The organism is Serratia sp. TSA_130.1 (assembly GCF_052691795.1).
In genome coordinates, this window is sequence record NZ_JBQZFS010000001.1 from 1,147,088 (window position 1) to 1,166,891 (window position 19,804).

Below are 19,804 nucleotides of genomic sequence, written 5' to 3' on the forward strand. Positions count from 1 at the left end.
CTGCCGCGCGATTTCTCTACTTCAGTCATGGCATTGGCGCACGGGCAAGCGGCAGCCGCCGCAAGTGGGGCTGCCGTCTGTCGAAAGGAAAGGAGGAAAGGTTTTCCCGACGGAACACACCGCCGGGAGGGCGCGCTCAGCCGAACACGCCGGTTGAAAGGTAGCGATCGCCGCGATCGCAGACGATCGCCACCACCACGCTGCCGGGGTGAGCCGCGGCGACGCGCAAGGCGCCGACCACCGCGCCACCGGAGCTGACGCCGCAGAAGATGCCTTCACGCTGCGCCAGCTGGCGCATGGTCTGCTCGGCATCGCCCTGTTCGATATCCAGCACCTGATCCACCAGCTCCGGGCGGAAAATACCCGGCAGGTAAGCGGGCGCCCAGCGGCGAATGCCGGGGATGCTGCTGCCCTCCGCCGGCTGCAGGCCGATGATCTGCACCTGCGGATTCTGGCTTTTCAGGTAACCGCCCACGCCGGTAATGGTGCCGGTGGTACCCATGCTGGAAACGAAATGCGTGATGCGCCCTTCGGTTTGGCGCCAAATCTCCGGGCCGGTGGTGGTGAAATGGGCGTAGGGATTGTCCAGGTTGTTGAACTGATCCAGTACCTTGCCCTGCCCCTGACGCTGCATCTCCAGCGCCAGATCGCGCGCCCCTTCCATGCCCTGCTCACGGCTGACCAGGATCAGCTCGGCGCCGTAGGCGCGCATCGCCGCCTGCCGCTCCAGGCTCATGTTCTCCGGCATCAGCAGCTTCAGCGTATAGCCTTTCAATGCAGCGATCATCGCCAGCGCAATGCCGGTGTTGCCGCTGGTGGCCTCAATCAGCACGTCGCCGGGCCTGATCTCACCGCGCAGCTCCGCCTGCTGGATCATCGCCAACGCAGCGCGATCCTTCACCGATCCCGCCGGATTGTTGCCTTCCAGTTTGACCCATACCTCGCTGCCCGCCTGGGCGGCCAGCCGTTGCAGTTTTACCAGCGGGGTATTCCCGATGCATTGTTCGAGCGTTGTCACGATCTTTGCCTGTGTGTTGGTGTGCGTAAAGTAAAAAGGCAACCCTGGGGTTGCCTTGAATAAAGGGCTGCTAAAACCTATCAGGCGCTTTTGGCTAACGCAACAGGTTGCAGCAGTTGATCGCCGGCATACAGCCGCGCATTGAGGCTGCCGACGTAATAACGGCCGCCGCGCACCGGCGTGGCGTTGCCTTCCGGCAGCACCACGCTGATCGGTTCCTGGTGCCAGCCGATCGGCTGCACCGTCAGCTGCCAGAAATGGCCGCGCGGACTGACTTCCAGCACCTGAACCGGTAGCGGGCAACGTTCGCTGCTTTCGGTCGCCACTTCCATTTCCCACGGGCGCAGGAACAGATCGACGCTGCCCTGGTGCATCGGCTGGAACGACAACGGCCACTGATGCGCGCCGACGAACAGCTGGGAGCCGCGAATTTCGCCGTTCAGGCGGTTCACTTCCCCCATGAATTCCAGCACAAAGCGGCTCGCCGGTTCGCGCATGATGTCGACCGGCGACCCGACCTGTTCGATATTGCCCTGGCTCATCACCACGATGCGGTCGGCCACTTCCATCGCCTCTTCCTGATCGTGGGTGACGAACACGCTGGTGAATTTCAGCTCTTCATGCAGCTGACGCAGCCAGCGGCGCAGCTCTTTGCGCACCTGCGCATCCAGCGCGCCGAACGGTTCATCCAGCAGCAGAATCTGCGGTTCCACCGCCAGGGCGCGCGCCAGCGCCACGCGCTGTTTCTGGCCGCCGGACAGCTGCGACGGATAGCGGGTAGCCAGGTGGCCCAGCTGCACCATTTCCAGCAACTGAGTGACTTTCTGTTTGATCGCCGCGGCGTTCGGGCGCTCGCGGCGCGGCAGCACGGTCAGGCCGAAGGCGATGTTATCGAACACCGTCATGTGGCGGAACAGCGCATAGTGCTGAAATACGAAGCCCACGCGCCTGTCGCGCGCGTGCATGTGGCTGACGTCGGTGCCGTGGAAGCCCAGCTTGCCGCCGCTCTGGCTTTCCAGCCCGGCGATGATGCGCAGCAGCGTGGTCTTGCCGGAACCGGACGGCCCGAGCAGCGCCACCATTTCGCCGGAAGCAATATCGAGCGAGATATCGTTCAATACCTTGGTGCGACCGAAGGACTTGTTGATGCCGTTAATCTCAATGCTCATGATTTTCCTCCCGCTCAAGACGCGCGTTTTGACGTTCCAGACGCCACTGCAGCGCGCTCTTCAAAAATAGGGTAACGATCGCCATCAGGGTCAACAGGGCGGCGGCGGTAAAGGCCCCGACGGTGTTGTAATCCTGCTGCAACAGCTCGACCTGCAGCGGCAGGCTGTAGGTTTCGCCGCGAATCGAACCGGACACCACCGACACCGCGCCGAACTCACCGATGGCGCGCGCGTTGGTCAGCACCACGCCGTACAGCAGCGCCCAGCGAATGTTGGGCAGCGTCACGCGGCGGAACATTTGCCAGCCGGACGCTCCCAGCAGAATGGCGGCCTCATCTTCCTGGCTGCCCTGGCTGAGCATCATCGGCACCAGTTCGCGCACCACGAAGGGACAGGTGACGAAAATGGTCACCAGCACCATGCCCGGCCAGGAGAACATCACCTGAATGTTATGCGCATCCAGCCAGCCGCCCAGCAGGCCGTTGCTGCCGTAAAACAGCAGATAAATCAGCCCCGCCACCACCGGTGAAACGGCGAACGGGATATCGATCAGCGTCAGCAGCAGCTGGCGGCCGGGGAAGGTAAAACGCGTCACCAGCCACGCCAGCAACGTGCCGAACACCAGGTTGAACGGCACGGTGATCAGCGCGATCAGGACCGTCAGCCAAATGGCGTGCAGCATGTCCGGATCGAGCAAATTGCTCCACATCGCGCCGAATCCTTTGGAGAAGGCCTCGGCGAAAATCGATATCATCGGCACCACCAGCAGCAGCGCCGAAAACAGCGTGCCGATGGCGATCAGCGTCCACTTGCCCCAGTTAACGCGCGGGCGCTCGGCGCCGTTGAAGGCGGAAATATCAGCCATCAGTGCCCTCCTCCCAAACGTCTGCCGAAGCGGCTTTGCAATACGTTAATGCTGAACAGCAGCAGCAGCGACGCCGCCAGGATCACCGAGGCGATGGCGCTGGCCGCCGGGTAATCGAACTCCTGCAAACGCACAAAAATCATCAGCGAGGTCACTTCCGTCTTCCAGGCGATGTTGCCGGCGATGAAAATCACCGCCCCGAACTCGCCCAGGCTGCGGGTAAAGGAAATGGCGGTGCCGGCCAGCAGCGCCGGCGCCACTTCAGGCAGCACGACGCGACGAAAACTCTGCCAGCGCGTGGCGCCCAGCGTCTCGGCCGCCTCTTCGTACTCCGGCCCTAGCTCTTCCAGCACCGGCTGCACGGTACGCACCACAAACGGCAGACTGGTGAACGCCATCGCCACCGCGATCCCAAGCCAGGTGAAGGTGACTTTGATGTCGAAGTGCGCCAGCCACTGCCCGTACCAGCCCGTGGTGGAAAACAGACCGGCCAGCGTCAGGCCGGCTACCGCCGTCGGCAGCGCGAACGGCAGGTCGATCAGGCCATCCAGCAGCGAACGGCCGGGAAAGCGGTAGCGCGTCAGGATCCAGGCCATCAGCATGCCGAACACCGCATTGAACAGGCTGGCGACAGCAGCCGCCAGCAGCGTCACTTTATACGCCGCCACCACCTGCGGGTTGGAAATCACTTCCCAATATTGCGCCAGGCTCATCTGCGCCAGCTGCATCACCAGCGCACTGAGCGGCAGCAGCAGAATCAAACAGGTATAAAACAAGCTGCTGCCGAGGCTGAGGCCAAATCCGGGCAGCACCCGCTTACTGGACGACAACGCCAACATTTACTTGCGCCCTGCCGCTAACAGCTGATCCAGCTCGCCGCCGGTGGCGAAGTGGGTTTTCATCACCTGCGGCCAGCCGCCGAATTGATCTTCCACGCGGAACAGTTGGGTGTCCGGGAATTGCCCCTTGGCCGCCGCCATCGCTTTCTGGTCATACACGCGGTAGTAGAAACTGGTGATCACCTGCTGCGCCGCCGGGCTGTAGAGATAGTTCAGATAGGCTTTGGCCGCCTGTTCGGTGCCGTTGCGCGCGACGTTTTTGTCGACCCAGGCCACCGGGAACTCCGCCAGAATATCGACCGGCGGCACGATCACTTCGTACTTGTCTTCACCGTATTGCTTGCGGATGTTGTTCACTTCGGACTCGAAGCTGATCAGCACGTCGCCCAAACCGCGCTCGACGAAGGTGGTGGTCGCGCCGCGGCCGCCGGTATCGAACACCAACACGTTTTTCAGGAAACGGGTCATGAAGGCGCGGGTCTTGGCCGCATCGTTGCCGTCGGCCTGGCTGGCGGCGCCCCAGGCGGCCAGATAGGTGTAACGGCCGTTGCCGGAGGTTTTCGGGTTCGGGAACACCAGCTTCACGTCGTCACGCACCAGATCGTTCCAGGTGTGGATACCCTTCGGGTTGTCCTTGCGCACCAGAAACGCCATGGTGGAATAGAACGGCGAGCTGTTGTTCGGCAGACGCGACTGCCAGTCCGCCGGGATCAGCTGCCCGCGATCGTGCAGGATCTGTACGTCGGTGACCTGGTTGTAGGTCACCACGTCGGCGCGCAGGCCCTGCAGGATCGCCAACGCCTGCTTCGACGAGCCGGCGTGCGATTGTTTGATGGTCAGCTTGTCATTCGGATGCTGCTGGTTCCACTGCTGTTCAAAGCCGGGATTCAGCGCGACGAACAATTCACGGGAAACGTCATAAGAGCTGTTCAGCAATTCCGCCGCCGACACGGCGCCGCTCGCCAACAGCGCAGCCGCCAGCCAACCTTTCAGCACGAGATTTTTAACCCGGTTTTGTTTCATTCTGCACCTTATCACTGAGTCATTCCTTCAGGCTTTCGCCTTATTGACGACCAGTGTATTTATAACTCGGTGCGGAGCTGTAACGCTTTTATATACCGTTTAGTGATTTACAAGCATCAAACGCTATAAGGCAGGAAATGCGAGGCGTTTTGGGGCGGGAAAACAGACCGAAGCCGGACGCGCCGGCTTCGGCAACGGCGTCAAAGTGACAGCAAGCGCGTCAGCGATGGCGCAAAGTAGTAGCTGCCGGTGACCGCACGGCTGAAACGCAGCATCGCGTCGCGTTTGCCGTCCAGATCGCCGAACATGCTCAACAGTTGCTGCTCGATATTGTGCAGGCGCGCGCAATAGGCGATGAAGAACAGGCCGTGCTTGCCGCTGGCGGTGCCGTAAGGCAGGCTCTGGCGCAGAATTTTCAGGCCCTTGCCGTTCTCTTTCAGATCGACGCGGCTGACGTGAGAGGTATCCGGGCGCTGATCCGCCGGCAGCTCTTCGCTGTCGTGCTTGGTGCGGCCGATGATCTGCTCCTGTTGCTCGGTGGTAAAGCGCTGCCACTGGCGCAGGTTGTGCTCGTAGCGTTGCACCAGCACGTAGCTGCCGCCAGCGTCCTCTTCACCTTCGGCGATCGTCGCCACTGCCGGGCGTTGGTCGCCCTGCGGGTTTTCGGTGCCGTCGATGAAGCCGCTCAGATCGCGCTCTTCCACCCAACGGAAACCGTGGGTTTCTTCCTCAATCTTGATAACGTTGCCGAACGCCGCCAGCGCGGCCTGCGCCAGCGTGAAGTTGACGTCGTGGCGCAGCGACTGGATGTGGATCAGCATATCGCGCTGGGTGGCCGGCGCCAGCCCTTTGCCGAGCGGCGTGAACGGCTTCAGCTCTTTCGCGCCCTGGCCGCTGGAGAGATCGTGCCAGACGTCGTAGCCGAAAGCGATCACCGCGCCGAGGCGCGCATCGGGGAACTGCTGCTGCAGCTCGCTCAGCGTCTGACAAAACTGTTTGCAGCCCTGGCGCAAATCGGCGAATTCGCCCTGTACGCTGGCTTCCATAAAAATGGCGAAACGGCAGTGCTCCAGCAGAATGCCGCTCTGAACCTGTGTCATGTTGTTATCCTCAATACCAGAATCCGGCAACAGGTAAGGTATGGCGGTTGACGCGCGGGGTCCCTGTTACAAACGCGCGCTATCATACCGCAAGCACAGGCGATTGCCTTGCAGCAGCGCAAAGAAAATAGGGGTAATGATTTGGACAAGCAGGCGCCGGGAACCGGCGCCCGTTGAACGCGTTACTGCTGCGGCTTGGCGTGCCAAATGATTTTGCTGACCGTCCAGCTTTTCAGGGTGTCGTCCGGCGGGATGATATCCTGCGCGCCGGCCCACTTGCCGCTGAAGATGTAGGTGACGTATTTGCTCTGCTCCGCCACGCACTCCACTTTACCGGCGTCTTCGCCGCTGCCCGGCTTACAGGAGCCGAACGCCTTGCTGTACATGTCGCCGAACGGCGTGCCGAGCTTGTTGCCCCACTCCGTCGCCACTTTCGGATCCAGCACGTCCACCCGCTGCAGGCGCCCTTTCGGTTCGCCGGTGATCACCAGCTTCACCTCGTCGCCGGACAGCGCCTGATAATAAGAGACGATCTGGCCGTTGTTGGTCGCCATGCCGCCGCGCAGGCGGTAGTTGCCGTCCAGCCCGTCGTTGATGGCGCTTTCCGACATCGGCGTGCCGGCGTTGAGCTTGCCGACGCCCTTGGCGCCGACTTCCAGGCTGCTGCCGAACCAGTTGAACGGCGACAGGCTGGACCAGGAGAAATTGGACATGCTCGAACAGCCGGTCAGTAACAGCGGAAGCCCTAACAACAGGGGGCGAATATTCATCTCTAGCTCCTTAGACATCAATGGCACGGGGCGGGTCACCCGCTCCTGCCGCATTCGGCGTTTTGCTGCGTGCCAGCCTCTCACAACGGCCCGCACTACGCCAACGGTTGCCAGCTTGGAGTGCGGAAAATGCGAAAAGTGCCGCACTTCTCGGCAATTAGTCGGCGCGCTCCGCCGGCGCGAAACAGGCTTTCAGACGCGCGTTCAGCAGCAGATAGCTCAGCGCCAGCGCGTCGAGCAGCGCCAACGTCAGCTCCAGCCCCGGCGCATCGCCGTCCTGGCGCCACAGGCTGAACAGCGAGCCGCCGAACGACGCCAGCAGCGAGACAGCCAGCCCCCAGCGCCAACCGCGCCACAGCCGCGGCCATTGGTGGCGACGGCCGCTCAGCAAAAACGCCAGCGCCGCCGGCAGACCGAGCAGCATGCCGTACCAAAAGCGTTGGGTATCCGGATAAAACAACGCCAACAAGCTTTCGCCCTGCTCGCGCGAAGCGCCGGCCATCACGAACAACAGCCAGGTGCGCGCCTGCAAAATCAGCACGGCCCAAAATCCCAGCGGCAGCCGCAGCGCGCCGTGCTGATCGTAATCGTCCGGGGAAAACCGGGGTGAGAATGGCTTCAACGCTCGTTCCTTGCCAACAGAATAAAGACTATGGCTACAGATGGGCGCCGGCGATGGGAATTTCAATGCGTCAGCTTAAGAAGCTCTTAAGATCGGTGTGTTTTAATCCTTATCACTTAGCAAGCACCCGATATCAGCGGGATGTGATTTTCGATAACGATAAGGAAGCGCAACATGAAAAAACTGACTCTGGCCGCTCTGATCGCGCTGTGCAGCGCACCGGTACTGGCGCAACAAGGCGGGTTCCTCGATCCGGCCGCGCCGCAGGCTCAAACGCAAACCACCGCACAAGGTGGTTTCTCCGGCCCCAGCGCGGCGCTGACCACCGTGGACAAGGTGAAATCGCTGAGCGACGACACCTGGGTGATGCTGCAAGGCAACATCGAGCAGCGCATCGGCGACGATACCTACACCTTCCGCGACGCCACCGGCACGCTGACGGTCGAGATCGATCGCAAGCGCTGGAACGGCCAGACCGTCACGCCGAAAGACAAAGTGCAGCTGGAAGGCAAAGTGGATAAAGACTGGAGCAGCGTCGAAGTGGACGTGAAAACCGTCAAAAAGCTGCCGTAATGCGTTGCGGCGGGCGGGGCAACGCCGCCGCCCACCGCTCGATCAATATTCCTGATCTTCGATCAGCCGCTTGCCCAGGCTGGTGATGCCCTGGATCTCGTAGCCGAGCTTCTCGTACATCTCGACCACCGTGTCGTTGTCTTCGCGCACCATAATCTGGATCTTCGGGCAGCCGCGGGCGATCAGCTTCTTCTCCAGACGATTGATCAACGCATTGGCGATGCCGCGCCCGCGATAGTCGGGATGCACTCCGAGGTAATACGCCGAGCCGCGGTGGCCGTCATAGCCGCCCATCACCGAACCGACCACTTCGCCGCCGACTTCCGCCACCAGGAACAGCTCAGGATCGTGGTTCAGCTTGCGCTCGATGTCCATTTCCGGATCGTTCCAGGGCCGCAGCAGATCGCAGCGCTCCCACAGGGTAATGACTTCTTCAAAGTCGTCTTGTCGAAATACGCGAATTTCCATCGATGTTGGCCGCTGTTAATTAAGGTGTTTATCTGATTATCGCGTGATTATTCACTTACGCAATATCAAACTGCGATTTACCGCGCTATTTGCCCCGAAATCGCCGGTAACAGGCGTAATAAATGGAAATAGTTATCGGGTCGATTAATGATTATCAATACGATATAACGTCGCGAAATAGAATCGTCGATGGAGCGTTGCGTAATGAAAAAGCAGGGTAAACAATTCCTCAATTTTAAGCCGCTTGCCGTTTCCCCGACGCGACGCCAACTGTTGCTTTCCGGCCTGGCAGTAGCGCTGTTCGGCGTGAAAAACCCAAGCGCCAAGGCGGAAGGCATGCTGCGCAATCAGCACAGCAAACCGGCGGCGAAACCGGCCGGCGGCAAAAAGCGGGTGATGATCGATCCCGGCCACGGCGGCATCGACTCCGGCGCGGTCGGCCACGAAGGCTCGCAGGAAAAACACATCGTGCTGGAAATCGCCAACCACGTGCGCCGTTTTCTGCATGAGCATGACCACGTCGAGGCGCGCCTGACGCGCGAAGAAGACGAATTCATTCCGCTGTTCCAGCGGGTGGAGATCGCCCACCAGCACCAGGCCGACCTGTTCATTTCGATTCACGCCGACGGCTTTACCAGCCCATCGGCCTCCGGCGCTTCGGTGTTCGCCCTCTCCAACCGCGGCGCCAGCAGCGCCATGGCGCGCTACCTGTCCAACCGCGAAAACGCCGCCGACGACGTGGCGGGCGGCAAGTACAAGGATCAGGACAACTACCTGCAACAGGTGCTGTTCGATCTGGTGCAAACCGACACCATCAACAACAGCCTGACGCTCGGCCGCCACGTGCTCGGCCAGATCCGCCCGATACACCACCTGCACAGCGACAGCACCGAACAGGCGGCGTTCGCGGTGTTAAAATCCCCGTCCATTCCCTCGGTGCTGGTGGAAACCTCGTTCATCACCAACCCGAACGAAGAGCGGCTGCTGGGCACCACCGCGTTTCGCGAGAAAATAGCCCGCGCCATCGCGGACGGCATCGTCAACTTCTTCGACTACTTCGACGCCCACCAGCGCAAACCCCGCTGATGCCGCGGGCGGCGAATAAGAGTATACTCAGCGCCTTGTTCAGCCAGACGCTATAAAGACCCCGCATGAGTTTACCTAACATCGCTGAAGTAAAATCCTTCCTGCTGGCGCTGCAGGATCATATCTGCGCGCAGCTCGCCCAGGCCGACGGCGGCGCCGTGTTCACCGAAGACCAATGGACGCGTGAAGAAGGCGGCGGTGGCCGCAGCCGCGTGCTGACCAACGGCGCGGTGTTCGAACAGGCGGGGGTCAACTTCTCGCACGTCTCCGGCGCCACCCTGCCGGCCTCGGCCACCGCGCACCGTCCGGAACTGGCCGGGCGCAGCTTCCAGGCGATGGGCGTCTCGTTGGTTATCCATCCGCTCAGCCCTTATGTGCCCACCAGCCACGCCAACGTGCGTTTCTTCATCGCCGAAAAGCCGGGCGAAGCGCCGGTGTGGTGGTTCGGCGGCGGCTTTGATCTGACGCCGTTCTACGGCTTCGAAGAGGATGCCGTGCACTGGCACCGCACCGCGGCCGAACTGTGTGCGCCGTTCGGCGACGAGGTCTACCCGAAATACAAGCAATGGTGCGACGATTACTTCTTCATCAAGCATCGCAACGAAGCACGCGGCATCGGCGGCCTGTTCTACGACGATCTGAACACCCCGGACTTCGACCACTGCTTCGCTTTCACCCGCGCGGTGGGCCAGGGCTTCCTCGACGCCTATCTGCCGATCGTCGAAAAACGCAAGGCCTTGAGCTGGGGCGAGCGCGAGCGCCAGTTCCAGCTGTACCGTCGCGGCCGCTACGTGGAATTCAATCTGGTGTGGGATCGCGGCACGCTGTTCGGGCTACAAACCGGCGGGCGCACCGAGTCCATCCTGATGTCGATGCCGCCGTTGGTGCGTTGGGAATATAACTACCAGCCGGACGCCGACAGCCCGGAAGCGGCGCTGGCGCGCGATTTCCTGCCGGTGCGCGACTGGCTGCGGGAGACGAAATGATGCAGATTTGGGTCGATGCGGACGCCTGTCCGAACGTGATCAAGGAAGTGCTGTTCCGCGCCGCCGATCGCACCGCCATCACCGTGACGCTGGTGGCGAACCAACCGCTGCGCACGCCGCCGTCGAAATACATCCGTTCGCTGCAGGTGGCGGCCGGCTTCGACGTGGCCGACAACGAGATCGTGCGCCGCTGCGAAGCGGGCGATCTGGTGATCACCGCCGACATTCCGCTGGCGGCGGAGGTCATAGAGAAAGGCGCGGTGGCGCTGAACCCGCGCGGTGAACGCTATACGCCGGACACCATTCGCGAACGCCTCAACATGCGCGATTTTATGGATACCCTGCGCGCCAGCGGCATTCAGACCGGCGGCCCGAACGCCCTGAACCAGCGCGACCGCCAGCAGTTCGCCAACGAGCTGGACAAATGGCTGCTGCAGGCGAAACGGGCGCAGTGACTGCGCCCTGCTCTGCTGCAGTTTAGAAGCGCACCTCCCCGCCGAAGATATAAGTCCGCCCACGGGCGGTGTTGGTCGGCGTCTCATACTGCGACTGCGACGGCAGCGAGTTCATCTTGTTCAGCGCGTCCGAATAGTCTCTGTCCATCAGGTTTTGCACGCTGAGCTTCAGCAGCAGATTGCGATTCACCTGATAGGTGCCGTACAGATCGATAATGGTCGGAATATGCGGCGCCGGCTCCTTCAGCAACTGCTCATTCTCATCGTAATCAGAGTCCGGCGACAGACGCACCGACTTGCCGGTGTATTTCACCACCCCGCCCAGCGTCAGTTTCTCGTCCAGCAGGCGCACCCCGCTGTCCAGCGTGAAGTAGAACTCCGGCAGCTCGCTGATATCGCCCGCGCCGAATACGTTGCTGGCCTGGTTGGTCGGCTGGGAGGTATGCTCCTTGCTTAACGACAGCTTGGTGAAGGCGAAACCGGCGTCGTACAGCGCTTCAAGCTCCACCCCGCGCATTTTGACCGGTTCGGGGGCATTGCTATACATGGTCATGCTGACGTTGACGTCCGCGTCATCCCACTCTTCCTGCGTCGCCTGCGAACGGTTGCACTTCTGGCGATTTTTACACACCAGGTAGGATTGGCTGGAAATGTAGTTTTTGATCCTGGTTTCAAAATAGACCGCTTTCAGTTGGAAGCTGTCCTGCTTGAACAACAGATCGTGAGCATTGGCGTTGAACCCGCCCTGCCAGGTCTCCGCTTTTTCGCCCTTGAGGAACGGGTTCATCGACTGGCCGCCGCTGTTGGCGAAGAACACCTCCTGGATATTCGGCCCGCGCATCGACTTGCTGTAGCTGACGAACGGCTGCAGCCACGGCGTCACCTGCGCCGACAGCATGACCGACGGGTTGAAGCCGTGTTCGTTACGGCTAATAGTGCCAGCGCCCTGCGGGAAGCACTCTACTCGCTCGTCACAGGCCGGCTTATAGCCGGAGAGGCGATAGGCGGTGTAGTTCAGATCGAAATTCCCCTGCCAGATGCCGTAGTTGGCCTGCAACCCGCTGTACAGGCTGGAGATATCCTGCTTGCCCGACATTCCCACCGGCATGCTTTCCGCCTGATTGTCATCCGTCACCAAGCCAGAGGCCTTTTTCTTATACTCGTTGCGCACCAGCTTGCCGCCGTAGCTGAAAGCGAAATCGACGTCCTGCAGGCTGAAACGGCTGGTGTTGTTGATATCCAGCGCATCGGAAATGTTTTTCGCCGTGCTGTCGCTGAACCCCGCCATGTTGTTGGACATGAACTTCTGCTCACCGCGGCTGGTGCTGGCGGTCAATTTGAAATCGATCAGTTCCGAGAACGGCGCGTAGTGGTATTTGAGGTAAAAATCGTCGCTGTCGATGTGGCGGCGGGTGATTTTATTCTGGTATCTGCGCGCCGACAGTTCGATGCTGTTGAAGGCATCCGGCTTGATGTCCACTTTGAACAGCTGGGATTTCGGGTTCTGGCGGTAGGTTTTATCGACGTTGAACATCTCGCTGTCGAAACCGGCGCCGTTTTTGTAGTTAGAGGTGATGGAGCTGCCGCTGATCGCCGCCATCGCCCCCAGGCTGCCGCCGTCGGCAAAGGCGGCAGTTTTGGCGCCCACGGCGATCATGCCGCTGCGGCCGATGCCGTTATTGCCCACCGAGAACTTGGTGCGTACGCCGAACGGGTTATCGGAAAACACCACGTCATCCACGCCGATGGTGCGGAAATTGGCGCTGCCCGCCAAGGCATTCACCCCGTCGGAACCGGTGGCGTTGCCGCGCGCCACGTCGACGCCGACGATAAAGTTAGGATCGATCAGCGCCCCGAACTGGCTGGTGGGCAATCCCCCGTGCGCTGCGTCGCTCGGCGAGTTGCCGTAGTAGTTTTGCGTGATGCCGTCGACCATGGTGTTGACCCGGCCAAAGCCGCTCAGGCCACGGATATTGACGCTGACCGATCCCTGGCCGGGATCGATCTGGGTATAGGTGCCCGGCATGCTGCGCAGAATGCTGTCCACCGACTCCAGATTCTTGTTTTCATCGCGCGAACTGAACGCGCCTGGCCTCGCCAACGCGTCTTTTTCGCTGCTCTTGCCGCTGTCGGCCGCCGAGACGTTGAGCGGGCTGAACGCCACGCTGCCTTTATTATTTTCCGCCTGTTCCTGCGCGGCCGCAGCCTGCCCGTACAGCGCCAGTCCCGCGCCGATCAGGCTCGCTATCATTTTGATTTTCATATATCCCCAGAAATAGCCAATAAGGTTTGATGGCCGACAATGCCCAGCAAAAAGCCCGCCGAAAGCGCGGTAAAAGGTTGTTATTGTTTTATTGCGCCGCAGCGTGCTGCGGCGCTAAAGATTATTTCTGCGCCTGCCGGTCCGCCGCCAAAATAAAGGCGTACTCCAGCGCGCCGTTTTCCAGCCGCGCCAGGCGACCCGATTTGCCGCCGTGGCCGGCGGTCATGTCGGTGGAGAGCAGCAGCAACGAATCGCCCTGCTTGAAGCGCCGCAGCTTCGCCACCCATTTGGCCGGTTCCCAATACTGCACCTGCGAGTCGTACAGACCGCTGGTGACCAACAGGTTCGGGTAACGTTGCTTACGCACGTTGTCGTACGGGCTGTAGGACTTCATCAGCGCATAGGCGGCCGGCTGGTGCGGGTTGCCCCACTCCTCGTATTCCCCGGTAGTCAGCGGAATGCTGTCGTCCAGCATGGTGGTCACCACGTCGACGAACGGCACCTGCGCCACCACCGCGTTGAATAGCTGCGGCGCCTGATTGATCACCGCCCCCATCAGCAAGCCGCCGGCGCTGCCGCCCATGGCGTAGATGCGCCCCGGTTGGCCGTAGCCGTCTTTGATCAGCGCCTGGGTGGCGTCGATGAAGTCGTTGAAGCTGTTCGGTTTGTGCGTCAGCTTGCCCTGTTTGTACCAGCTCTGCCCCAGCTCGCCGCCGCCGCGCACGTGGATCAGCGCATAGACGAAGCCGCGATCCAGCAGGCTGATGCGGTTGGCGCTGAACGCCGGATCCATGCTCATGCCGTAAGCGCCATAGCCATATACCAGCAGCGGGTTATGCCCGTTTTTGAACAGCGATGTGCGGTACACCAGCGAGACCGGCACCTTCACGCCGTCGCGCGCCGTGACCCAGATGCGCTCGCTGTGATACAAGCTGGGATCGACGCCTTTCACCTCCTGCTGTTTCAGCAGGGTGCGCTCGCCCTTGTTCAGGTCCCACTCATAGGTGCGGGTCGGCGTGGTCATCGCCGAATAGCCGTAGCGCAAGCGATCGCTGTCCGGCTCGGGGTTATAGCCCAGCCAGGCCATGTAGCTGGCATCATCGAACGGGATGGCGCGCTCGGTTTTGCCGTCCCAGCTGATTTGCCGCAGCTGCACCAGCCCGTTGGCGCGCTCCTGCACCACCAGCCAATCGCGGAACAGGCTGAAGCTTTCCACCTCGTGCTGCGCCTGCGGTGCGATCAGCGTCTGCCACGGTTTGCCCGCCGCCGCCGTGTGGTACAGGCCAAAGTTCGGATCCTGATGGTTGGAGCGCAGGTAGAACTCGCCCCGGTAGTGATCGAGGTAATACTCGCGGCCGTTCTGCCGGGCGGCGAACAGCTGCGGCTCGCGCTGCGGCTGGTTGGCGTCGATCAGGCGCACTTCGGAGGTGGTGTTGCCGCTGATGGTCAGAATCAGGTAATCGCGCGAGGACGAGCGGCCGAGGCTGAGGTAGAACGCCGGATCGTTTTCCTGGTACACCAGCTTATCTTCCGCGGTCGGCGTACCGTACCGATGGCGGTAGACCTGATATGGCAACAGCGTTTGCGGGTGGTTGCGCACGTAGAACAGGGTTTGGTTGTCGTTGGCCCACACCATGTTGCCGGAGGTGTTTTCCAGCGTTTCCGGCGACCAGCGTTCGCTGTCTATCTCGCGCAGGGAGATGCGGTATTGGCGGCGGCCCTGCAGATCCTCGGCCACTGCCAGGCGGCGGTTGTCCAGGCTGACGTCCATCGCCCCCAGACGATAATACGCATGGCCGGCCGCGCGCTGATTGGCGTCCAGCAAGGTTTGCCACGGCGCGTCGGCGGTGAGCGCCTGGCGCTGATACCGCGCGAAATCTTTACCGGCAGCGTAGCTTTCCTGATAGCGATAACCGTTGAGCTGATACGGCACCGAACGATCGTCAGGGTTCACGCGACCCAGCATCTCCTGATACAGCGTGGCGCGCAGCTTCTGGTACGGCGCCATCATCTGCTCGGTATAACGATTCTCCGCCTTCAGGTAGTCCAGCACCTTCGGCTCTTTTCGGCTATCGTCGCGCAGCCAGTAGTAATCGTCGGTGCGCGTCTCGCCGTGCGCCGTCAGCGCTTTCGGCGCGCGTTCCGCCAACGGCGGCTGCGGTTGCGCCAGCGCGACGCCGGCGACGCCTAAAGAAAGCCAGAGCGCGGCCGCGATGCGACGGCGCGGGGTGAATAACAGCGGATTCATAATCCCTCACGAAGTTTGAAGAGGTGCACGACGGCGATGCGGCGCCTGCGGGCATTAACGGCGGGCATTCAGCTCCGCCAGATTGAAATCGATCGGCATCCTTACCCTGACGGCTCCCTGCTGCAGCATCTCCGGCGGCGGCGGCGGCAACGGCTGGGCGCGCGACACCACCGCCACCGCTTCCCGATCCAGCGACGCGGTGCCGGAACGCACCTGCAGAATGACATTCGAGACCCGTCCCTGCGCATCGACGCTAAAACTGACCTGCGGCATGCCGCTGCGCCGGCGGTTGCGGGCATCCAAAGGGTAATCCTTGATGCGATTCAGTTTGCCCTTCACCAGGCTCTCCCACGACAGTTTGGCCTGCGCGTTGCTGTTGGCGTCGCTGTTGATCGGTGCGGCGGTTTGGTGGGAGAGCGTCTGCGCCTGCGGCGCAGCAGCGCTGGACGCGGCGGCGTTGCGCGTCTCTTTGGCCTGCTCCTGCGGTTTCGGCTGCGCTTTTTGCGGGGGACGGTGTTCGGCGCGCTTCTTCTGCGCCGTCACGATTTTTGCTTTATCGGCACGCGCCAGCTTGGGCAGATCCGGCTGTTGCTGCTGCTCCGCCGGCTGCGCCGCAGCGGATTCCGCCTGCTGCACGCCCAGCGGCAACGGCTTACTTTCCGGCGCTTCAATCTGCGCCGCCCAGCTCATCATCACCGCCGGCGGCGGCAGCGCCACCGGCTCCAGCGCCGTCTGCGGCCAATAAAACAGCAGCACCAACGCCACATGCGCCGCCAGGGCAAGCAGCAGGCCGCGCGCCCAGCGCGGCTGCGGCAGCTCAAAGGCCGGAAGGGAATAAGACTGACTTAACATAGGGACATTAGTTTGCTTAATTGCGAATGATTGCAGATCACATTTACTAATGATAATCATTTGCAACTATAATTAACACCCCTTTTCACTGCCTTAACGTATTCATTTCACTGATGGTGTGATCCACAGGTAGTCTGCGGTGTTCGCATCGACCTGTACGCCCGGCTCCGCCAGCATCAGCACCATCGGCGCCGCCGCCGGTTGCAGATCCCGCACGTGCAGCGGCACGCCCACCGATTTGGCGGCGTGATAGCCACCGGCGATCAACAACGCGGGCGTCGGCGCCGCCAGCAGGCGCTCAGCCATGCGCCGGTCGCGCTGCTGCTGGATCGCCAGCATCGCCTGCAGCTGGTCGGCCTCAATCTTGCCGCCGTGCGAAGTGCGGATGGTCTCTTCCAGCGCCTTGCGCACCGCCGGCTGCGCCGATAGCTGCCCCGCCGGGAACTGCGGCTGCTGATAGAACGCCGCGATCTCGCTGCGATCCAGGTTGGCCGACCACAGCGGGTAAGGCGCGCGCATCGCCGCCATCGTCACCCCGCCATACAGCGCCCATTTCCAGCCCGGCTGCCAGGCGATCAGCTCCGCCACGCGGCCATCACGCACCGTGGGATCGCTCTGCAGCCACTGCTTGACTTTGTCGACCTGCGCCTGCTGGTTCGGGTTGATCATCTCCATCAGCACGCTACCCTGCGGCCGCAATTGCGGCAGCTGCTGCACCAGCCATTGCTCAATCTGATGGTGGTAAGGATTGTCATGCTTTTCCCCGACGATCACCCGCGGCTGCTGCGCCAACCGCGTCAACAGCTGCTCGGGCGTCAGGGTCGCGCCGCTGTGCAGATCGGTGATATTCCCCATGCTCGCGACGTCGCTGGCCGGCGTCTTCACCGGCGTTTGGCTGCAGGCGCCGAGCGCCAACGCCGCCAATAAAATCAGATATCTCATCATGTTGCCCCATTAGCGAAAATGGCGACATTATAGATAATAATTATCATTTGCATATAGATCTGGCCTGACGATTTTTTTACGCGGCGATCGCCGGTGACGCATTGCGTTGAAACGGCATTGCGGGTATAACCAATAGCCATTCAGATATTTAGACGTCTATACGGATAGATTATTATGCACTCATCGGCGCCCGCCGCAGGGCAGTTCAAACGCAGCATGAAGGCCCGGCACCTGGTGATGCTGTCGCTGGGCGGCGTGATCGGCACCGGGCTGTTTTTCAACACCGGCTACATCATCTCCACCACCGGCGCGCTCGGCACGCTGCTGGCCTACCTGATCGGCGCGTTGGTGGTGTATCTGGTGATGCTGTGCCTGGGCGAACTGTCGGTGGCGATGCCGGAAACCGGCGCCTTTCACGTCTATGCTTCGCGCTATCTGGGGCCGGCTACCGGCTATGCCGTCGCCTGGCTGTATTGGCTCACCTGGACGGTGGCGCTGGGCTCCAGCCTCACCGCCGCCGGATTCTGCATGCAGTACTGGTTCCCGCAGTCGCCGGTGTGGCTGTGGTGCCTGATCTTCTGCGCGGCCATTTTCCTGCTTAACGTGGTGACCACCCGTTTTTTCGCCGAAAGCGAATTCTGGTTTTCGCTGATCAAAGTGGTGACCATTCTGGCGTTCATCATTCTGGGCGGCGCCGCCATGTTCGGCCTGCTGCCGATGAAAGACGGCACGCCGGCGCCGTTCCTGCACAACCTGACCGCTTCCGGCTGGCTGCCGCACGGCACGCTGCCGATCCTGATGACCATGGTGGCGGTGAACTTCGCCTTCTCCGGCACGGAGCTGATCGGCATCGCCGCCGGTGAAACCGAGAACCCGGAGAAAGTCGTGCCGCTGGCGATCCGCACCACGGTGATCCGCCTGATGCTGTTCTTTATCGGCACGGTGTTTGTGCTGGCGGCGTTGATTCCCATGGATCAGGCGGGGATCGTCAAAAGCCCGTTCGTGCTGGTGTTTGAACGCATCGGCGTGCCTTACGCCGCCGATATCTTCAACTTCGTGATCCTGACCGCCATCCTGTCGGCGGCCAACTCCGGCCTGTACGCCTCGGGGCGCATGCTGTGGTCGCTGGCCCACCAGCGCACCCTGCCGGCCTACTTTGCGCGCGTCAATGCGCGCGGCATTCCGATCAACGCCCTGACCTTCAGCATGCTCGGCGGCGTGCTGGCGCTGCTGACCAGCGTGATCGCGCCGGATACGGTGTTTGTCGCCCTGTCGGCGATCTCCGGCTTTGCGGTGGTGGCGGTGTGGCTGAGCATTTGCGCCGCCCACTATGCTTTCCGCCGCGCCTATCTGCGCAGCGGCCAGCCGATAAACGGCCTGAAATACCGCGCGCCCGGCTATCCATTGACGCCGATCCTCGGCTTTGCGCTGTGCCTGCTGGCCTGCATCGGGCTGGCGTTCGATCCGGAGCAGCGCATCGCGCTCTACTGCGGGCTGCCGTTCGTCGCCCTGTGCTATATCACCTATTTCCTGACCCGGCGCGCCGGGCAAAAAAACGCTTTGGGAGAACAACATGTCGGTTAACAACCCCGTCGCTCGTTTGCTGGCCGAACGGCCGACGCTGATCCTGGACGGCGCGCTGGCCACCGAGCTGGAAGCGCGCGGCTGCGATCTGACCGATCCGCTGTGGTCGGCCAAGGTGCTGATTGAAAATCCCGAGCTTATCTATCAGGTCCACCTCGATTATTTCAACGCCGGCGCCCAATGCGCCATTACCGCCAGCTATCAGGCCACGCCGCAGGGCTTCTTGCGCCGCGGCCTGGATCAGGCTCAGTCGCTGGCGTTGATCGCCAAAAGCGTGCAGCTGGCGCAGCGCGCGCGCCGCGATTATCTGGCCGCGCACCCGCAGGCGGCGCCGCTGTTGATCGCCGGTTCGGTGGGCCCGTACGGCGCCTATCTGGCCGACGGCTCGGAATACCGCGGCGACTACCGGCTGGCGCAGGATGACTTCATTGCCTTCCACCGCCCGCGCATCGCCGCGCTGGCCGCCGCCGGCGTCGATCTGCTGGCCTGCGAAACGCTGCCGTCGTTTGCTGAACTGCAGGCGCTGCTGACGCTGCTGCAGGAGTTCCCGACGCTCGGCGCCTGGTTCGCCTTCACCCTGCGCGACAGCCAACACCTCAGCGACGGCACGTCGCTGACTGAGGTCCTGTCCGCGCTGCGCGGTAACCCGCAGGTGCTGGCCATCGGCATCAACTGCATCGCGCTGGACAAGGTCGCCCCGGCGCTGCGTCAGCTGAGCGCGCTGGCCGACAAACCGCTGCTGGTCTACCCGAACTCCGGCGAGCACTACGATGCGGTGAGCAAAACCTGGCGCGCCTGCGGCGGCGAGCACGGCAGCCTGGCCGATCAGGCGACAGAGTGGCGCGCGCTCGGCGCACAATTGATCGGCGGCTGTTGCCGCACTACGCCGCAGGATATTCGCGCCATCGCTGCACGCTGCAAGGCATAAAAAAGCCCCC

At 61.9% G+C, this 19,804-nt stretch carries 19 protein-coding genes; 6 read left to right on the forward strand and 13 right to left on the reverse strand.

Going from position 1 to position 19,804, the window contains the following annotated elements:
* Window positions 1-136: 136 nt before the first annotated feature.
* From cysM to ACUTQY_RS05410, 8 genes are all read right to left on the reverse strand, one after another.
* Window positions 137-1,018 (reverse strand): cysteine synthase CysM, encoded by an 882-nt coding sequence (gene cysM / locus ACUTQY_RS05375; RefSeq protein ID WP_033644334.1) that lies wholly within the window; start codon window positions 1,016-1,018, stop codon window positions 137-139.
* Between the two features lie 80 nt (window positions 1,019-1,098).
* Window positions 1,099-2,187: a sulfate/thiosulfate ABC transporter ATP-binding protein CysA gene (cysA, locus tag ACUTQY_RS05380; RefSeq protein WP_033643965.1), complete on the reverse strand. Its 1,089-nt coding sequence runs from the start codon at window positions 2,185-2,187 to the stop codon at window positions 1,099-1,101.
* Window positions 2,177-3,052 carry a sulfate/thiosulfate ABC transporter permease CysW gene (gene cysW, locus ACUTQY_RS05385; protein WP_033643966.1) on the reverse strand — a complete coding sequence of 292 codons (876 nt, stop codon included), beginning with the start codon at window positions 3,050-3,052 and terminating at the stop codon, window positions 2,177-2,179. Before cysW ends, cysA begins: the two co-directional genes overlap by 11 nt.
* Window positions 3,052-3,891 (reverse strand): sulfate/thiosulfate ABC transporter permease CysT, encoded by an 840-nt coding sequence (gene cysT / locus ACUTQY_RS05390; protein ID WP_033652561.1) that lies wholly within the window; start codon window positions 3,889-3,891, stop codon window positions 3,052-3,054. Before cysT ends, cysW begins: the two co-directional genes overlap by 1 nt.
* Entirely contained in the window at window positions 3,892-4,914 is a 1,023-nt protein-coding gene (locus ACUTQY_RS05395) for a sulfate ABC transporter substrate-binding protein (protein ID WP_046687591.1), read from the reverse strand. It lies immediately after the preceding gene.
* Between the two features lie 200 nt (window positions 4,915-5,114).
* Window positions 5,115-6,014, reverse strand: a complete 900-nt coding sequence (locus ACUTQY_RS05400) for a Dyp-type peroxidase (RefSeq protein WP_004936493.1) — start codon at window positions 6,012-6,014, stop codon at window positions 5,115-5,117.
* A 182-nt stretch (window positions 6,015-6,196) separates the two neighbouring features.
* Complete coding sequence (locus ACUTQY_RS05405; RefSeq protein ID WP_004936494.1) at window positions 6,197-6,784, reverse strand: RpoE-regulated lipoprotein; 588 nt, start codon at window positions 6,782-6,784, stop codon at window positions 6,197-6,199.
* A 157-nt stretch (window positions 6,785-6,941) separates the two neighbouring features.
* Window positions 6,942-7,406 (reverse strand): DUF2919 domain-containing protein, encoded by a 465-nt coding sequence (locus ACUTQY_RS05410; protein WP_033652563.1) that lies wholly within the window; start codon window positions 7,404-7,406, stop codon window positions 6,942-6,944.
* Between the two features lie 174 nt (window positions 7,407-7,580).
* On the opposite strand from ACUTQY_RS05410, the gene ACUTQY_RS05415 reads away from it, so the two are divergent.
* Entirely contained in the window at window positions 7,581-7,979 is a 399-nt protein-coding gene (locus ACUTQY_RS05415; protein ID WP_016926776.1) for a YgiW/YdeI family stress tolerance OB fold protein, read from the forward strand.
* Window positions 7,980-8,021: 42 nt separating this feature from the next.
* Here the strand turns inward: ACUTQY_RS05415 and ACUTQY_RS05420 are convergent, their stop codons facing one another.
* The gene (locus ACUTQY_RS05420; RefSeq protein WP_004936504.1) at window positions 8,022-8,447 is read right to left on the reverse strand and encodes a GNAT family acetyltransferase; all 426 of its coding nucleotides are present in this window, start codon (window positions 8,445-8,447) and stop codon (window positions 8,022-8,024) included.
* A gap of 204 nt (window positions 8,448-8,651) precedes the next feature.
* Here ACUTQY_RS05420 and amiA point away from each other — a divergent pair, with 204 nt between their 5' ends.
* From amiA to ACUTQY_RS05435, 3 genes are all read left to right on the forward strand, one after another.
* Window positions 8,652-9,533 carry an N-acetylmuramoyl-L-alanine amidase AmiA gene (gene amiA / locus ACUTQY_RS05425; protein ID WP_046687593.1) on the forward strand — a complete coding sequence of 294 codons (882 nt, stop codon included), beginning with the start codon at window positions 8,652-8,654 and terminating at the stop codon, window positions 9,531-9,533.
* 65 nt (window positions 9,534-9,598) lie between these two features.
* The gene (gene hemF / locus ACUTQY_RS05430; RefSeq protein ID WP_046687594.1) at window positions 9,599-10,519 is read left to right on the forward strand and encodes an oxygen-dependent coproporphyrinogen oxidase; all 921 of its coding nucleotides are present in this window, start codon (window positions 9,599-9,601) and stop codon (window positions 10,517-10,519) included.
* Window positions 10,519-10,974, forward strand: a complete 456-nt coding sequence (locus ACUTQY_RS05435) for a YaiI/YqxD family protein (protein WP_004936514.1) — start codon at window positions 10,519-10,521, stop codon at window positions 10,972-10,974. The genes hemF and ACUTQY_RS05435 overlap by 1 nt, the downstream gene beginning before the upstream one ends.
* 22 nt (window positions 10,975-10,996) lie before the next feature.
* On the opposite strand, the gene ACUTQY_RS05440 is transcribed toward ACUTQY_RS05435, so the two are convergent.
* The 4 genes from ACUTQY_RS05440 to ACUTQY_RS05455 form a co-directional block, all read right to left on the reverse strand.
* On the reverse strand, window positions 10,997-13,237 hold the full coding sequence (locus ACUTQY_RS05440; RefSeq protein ID WP_046687595.1) for a TonB-dependent receptor domain-containing protein: 2,241 nt from the start codon (window positions 13,235-13,237) through the stop codon (window positions 10,997-10,999).
* Window positions 13,238-13,358: 121 nt separating this feature from the next.
* Window positions 13,359-15,485, reverse strand: a complete 2,127-nt coding sequence (locus ACUTQY_RS05445; RefSeq protein ID WP_080273401.1) for a S9 family peptidase — start codon at window positions 15,483-15,485, stop codon at window positions 13,359-13,361.
* 54 nt (window positions 15,486-15,539) lie between these two features.
* Window positions 15,540-16,337 carry an energy transducer TonB family protein gene (locus ACUTQY_RS05450; protein WP_046687596.1) on the reverse strand — a complete coding sequence of 266 codons (798 nt, stop codon included), beginning with the start codon at window positions 16,335-16,337 and terminating at the stop codon, window positions 15,540-15,542.
* Between the two features lie 102 nt (window positions 16,338-16,439).
* Window positions 16,440-17,279 carry a ChaN family lipoprotein gene (locus tag ACUTQY_RS05455; protein WP_128868972.1) on the reverse strand — a complete coding sequence of 280 codons (840 nt, stop codon included), beginning with the start codon at window positions 17,277-17,279 and terminating at the stop codon, window positions 16,440-16,442.
* Between the two features lie 177 nt (window positions 17,280-17,456).
* On the opposite strand from ACUTQY_RS05455, the gene mmuP reads away from it, so the two are divergent.
* Both mmuP and mmuM read left to right on the forward strand, forming a co-directional pair.
* Window positions 17,457-18,866 (forward strand): S-methylmethionine permease, encoded by a 1,410-nt coding sequence (gene mmuP / locus ACUTQY_RS05460; protein ID WP_046687598.1) that lies wholly within the window; start codon window positions 17,457-17,459, stop codon window positions 18,864-18,866.
* Window positions 18,856-19,794: a homocysteine S-methyltransferase gene (gene mmuM / locus ACUTQY_RS05465; RefSeq protein ID WP_046687599.1), complete on the forward strand. Its 939-nt coding sequence runs from the start codon at window positions 18,856-18,858 to the stop codon at window positions 19,792-19,794. The genes mmuP and mmuM overlap by 11 nt, the downstream gene beginning before the upstream one ends.
* The last annotated feature ends 10 nt before the right edge of the window (window positions 19,795-19,804 follow it).

Bases quoted from the DNA above. Each gene is read 5' to 3' on its own strand.
- cysA (WP_033643965.1), bottom strand. From the start codon at position 2,187: ATGAGCATTGAGATTAACGGCATCAACAAGTCCTTCGGTCGCACCAAG.
- cysW (WP_033643966.1), bottom strand. From the start codon at position 3,052: ATGGCTGATATTTCCGCCTTCAACGGCGCCGAGCGCCCGCGCGTTAAC.
- cysT (WP_033652561.1), bottom strand. From the start codon at position 3,891: ATGTTGGCGTTGTCGTCCAGTAAGCGGGTGCTGCCCGGATTTGGCCTC.
- ACUTQY_RS05395 (WP_046687591.1), bottom strand. From the start codon at position 4,914: ATGAAACAAAACCGGGTTAAAAATCTCGTGCTGAAAGGTTGGCTGGCG.
- ACUTQY_RS05400 (WP_004936493.1), bottom strand. From the start codon at position 6,014: ATGACACAGGTTCAGAGCGGCATTCTGCTGGAGCACTGCCGTTTCGCC.
- ACUTQY_RS05405 (WP_004936494.1), bottom strand. From the start codon at position 6,784: ATGAATATTCGCCCCCTGTTGTTAGGGCTTCCGCTGTTACTGACCGGC.
- ACUTQY_RS05415 (WP_016926776.1), top strand. From the start codon at position 7,581: ATGAAAAAACTGACTCTGGCCGCTCTGATCGCGCTGTGCAGCGCACCG.
- ACUTQY_RS05420 (WP_004936504.1), bottom strand. From the start codon at position 8,447: ATGGAAATTCGCGTATTTCGACAAGACGACTTTGAAGAAGTCATTACC.
- amiA (WP_046687593.1), top strand. From the start codon at position 8,652: ATGAAAAAGCAGGGTAAACAATTCCTCAATTTTAAGCCGCTTGCCGTT.
- hemF (WP_046687594.1), top strand. From the start codon at position 9,599: ATGAGTTTACCTAACATCGCTGAAGTAAAATCCTTCCTGCTGGCGCTG.
- ACUTQY_RS05435 (WP_004936514.1), top strand. From the start codon at position 10,519: ATGCAGATTTGGGTCGATGCGGACGCCTGTCCGAACGTGATCAAGGAA.
- ACUTQY_RS05440 (WP_046687595.1), bottom strand. From the start codon at position 13,237: ATGAAAATCAAAATGATAGCGAGCCTGATCGGCGCGGGACTGGCGCTG.
- ACUTQY_RS05445 (WP_080273401.1), bottom strand. From the start codon at position 15,485: ATGAATCCGCTGTTATTCACCCCGCGCCGTCGCATCGCGGCCGCGCTC.
- ACUTQY_RS05450 (WP_046687596.1), bottom strand. From the start codon at position 16,337: ATGTTAAGTCAGTCTTATTCCCTTCCGGCCTTTGAGCTGCCGCAGCCG.
- ACUTQY_RS05455 (WP_128868972.1), bottom strand. From the start codon at position 17,279: ATGAGATATCTGATTTTATTGGCGGCGTTGGCGCTCGGCGCCTGCAGC.
- mmuP (WP_046687598.1), top strand. From the start codon at position 17,457: ATGCACTCATCGGCGCCCGCCGCAGGGCAGTTCAAACGCAGCATGAAG.
- mmuM (WP_046687599.1), top strand. From the start codon at position 18,856: ATGTCGGTTAACAACCCCGTCGCTCGTTTGCTGGCCGAACGGCCGACG.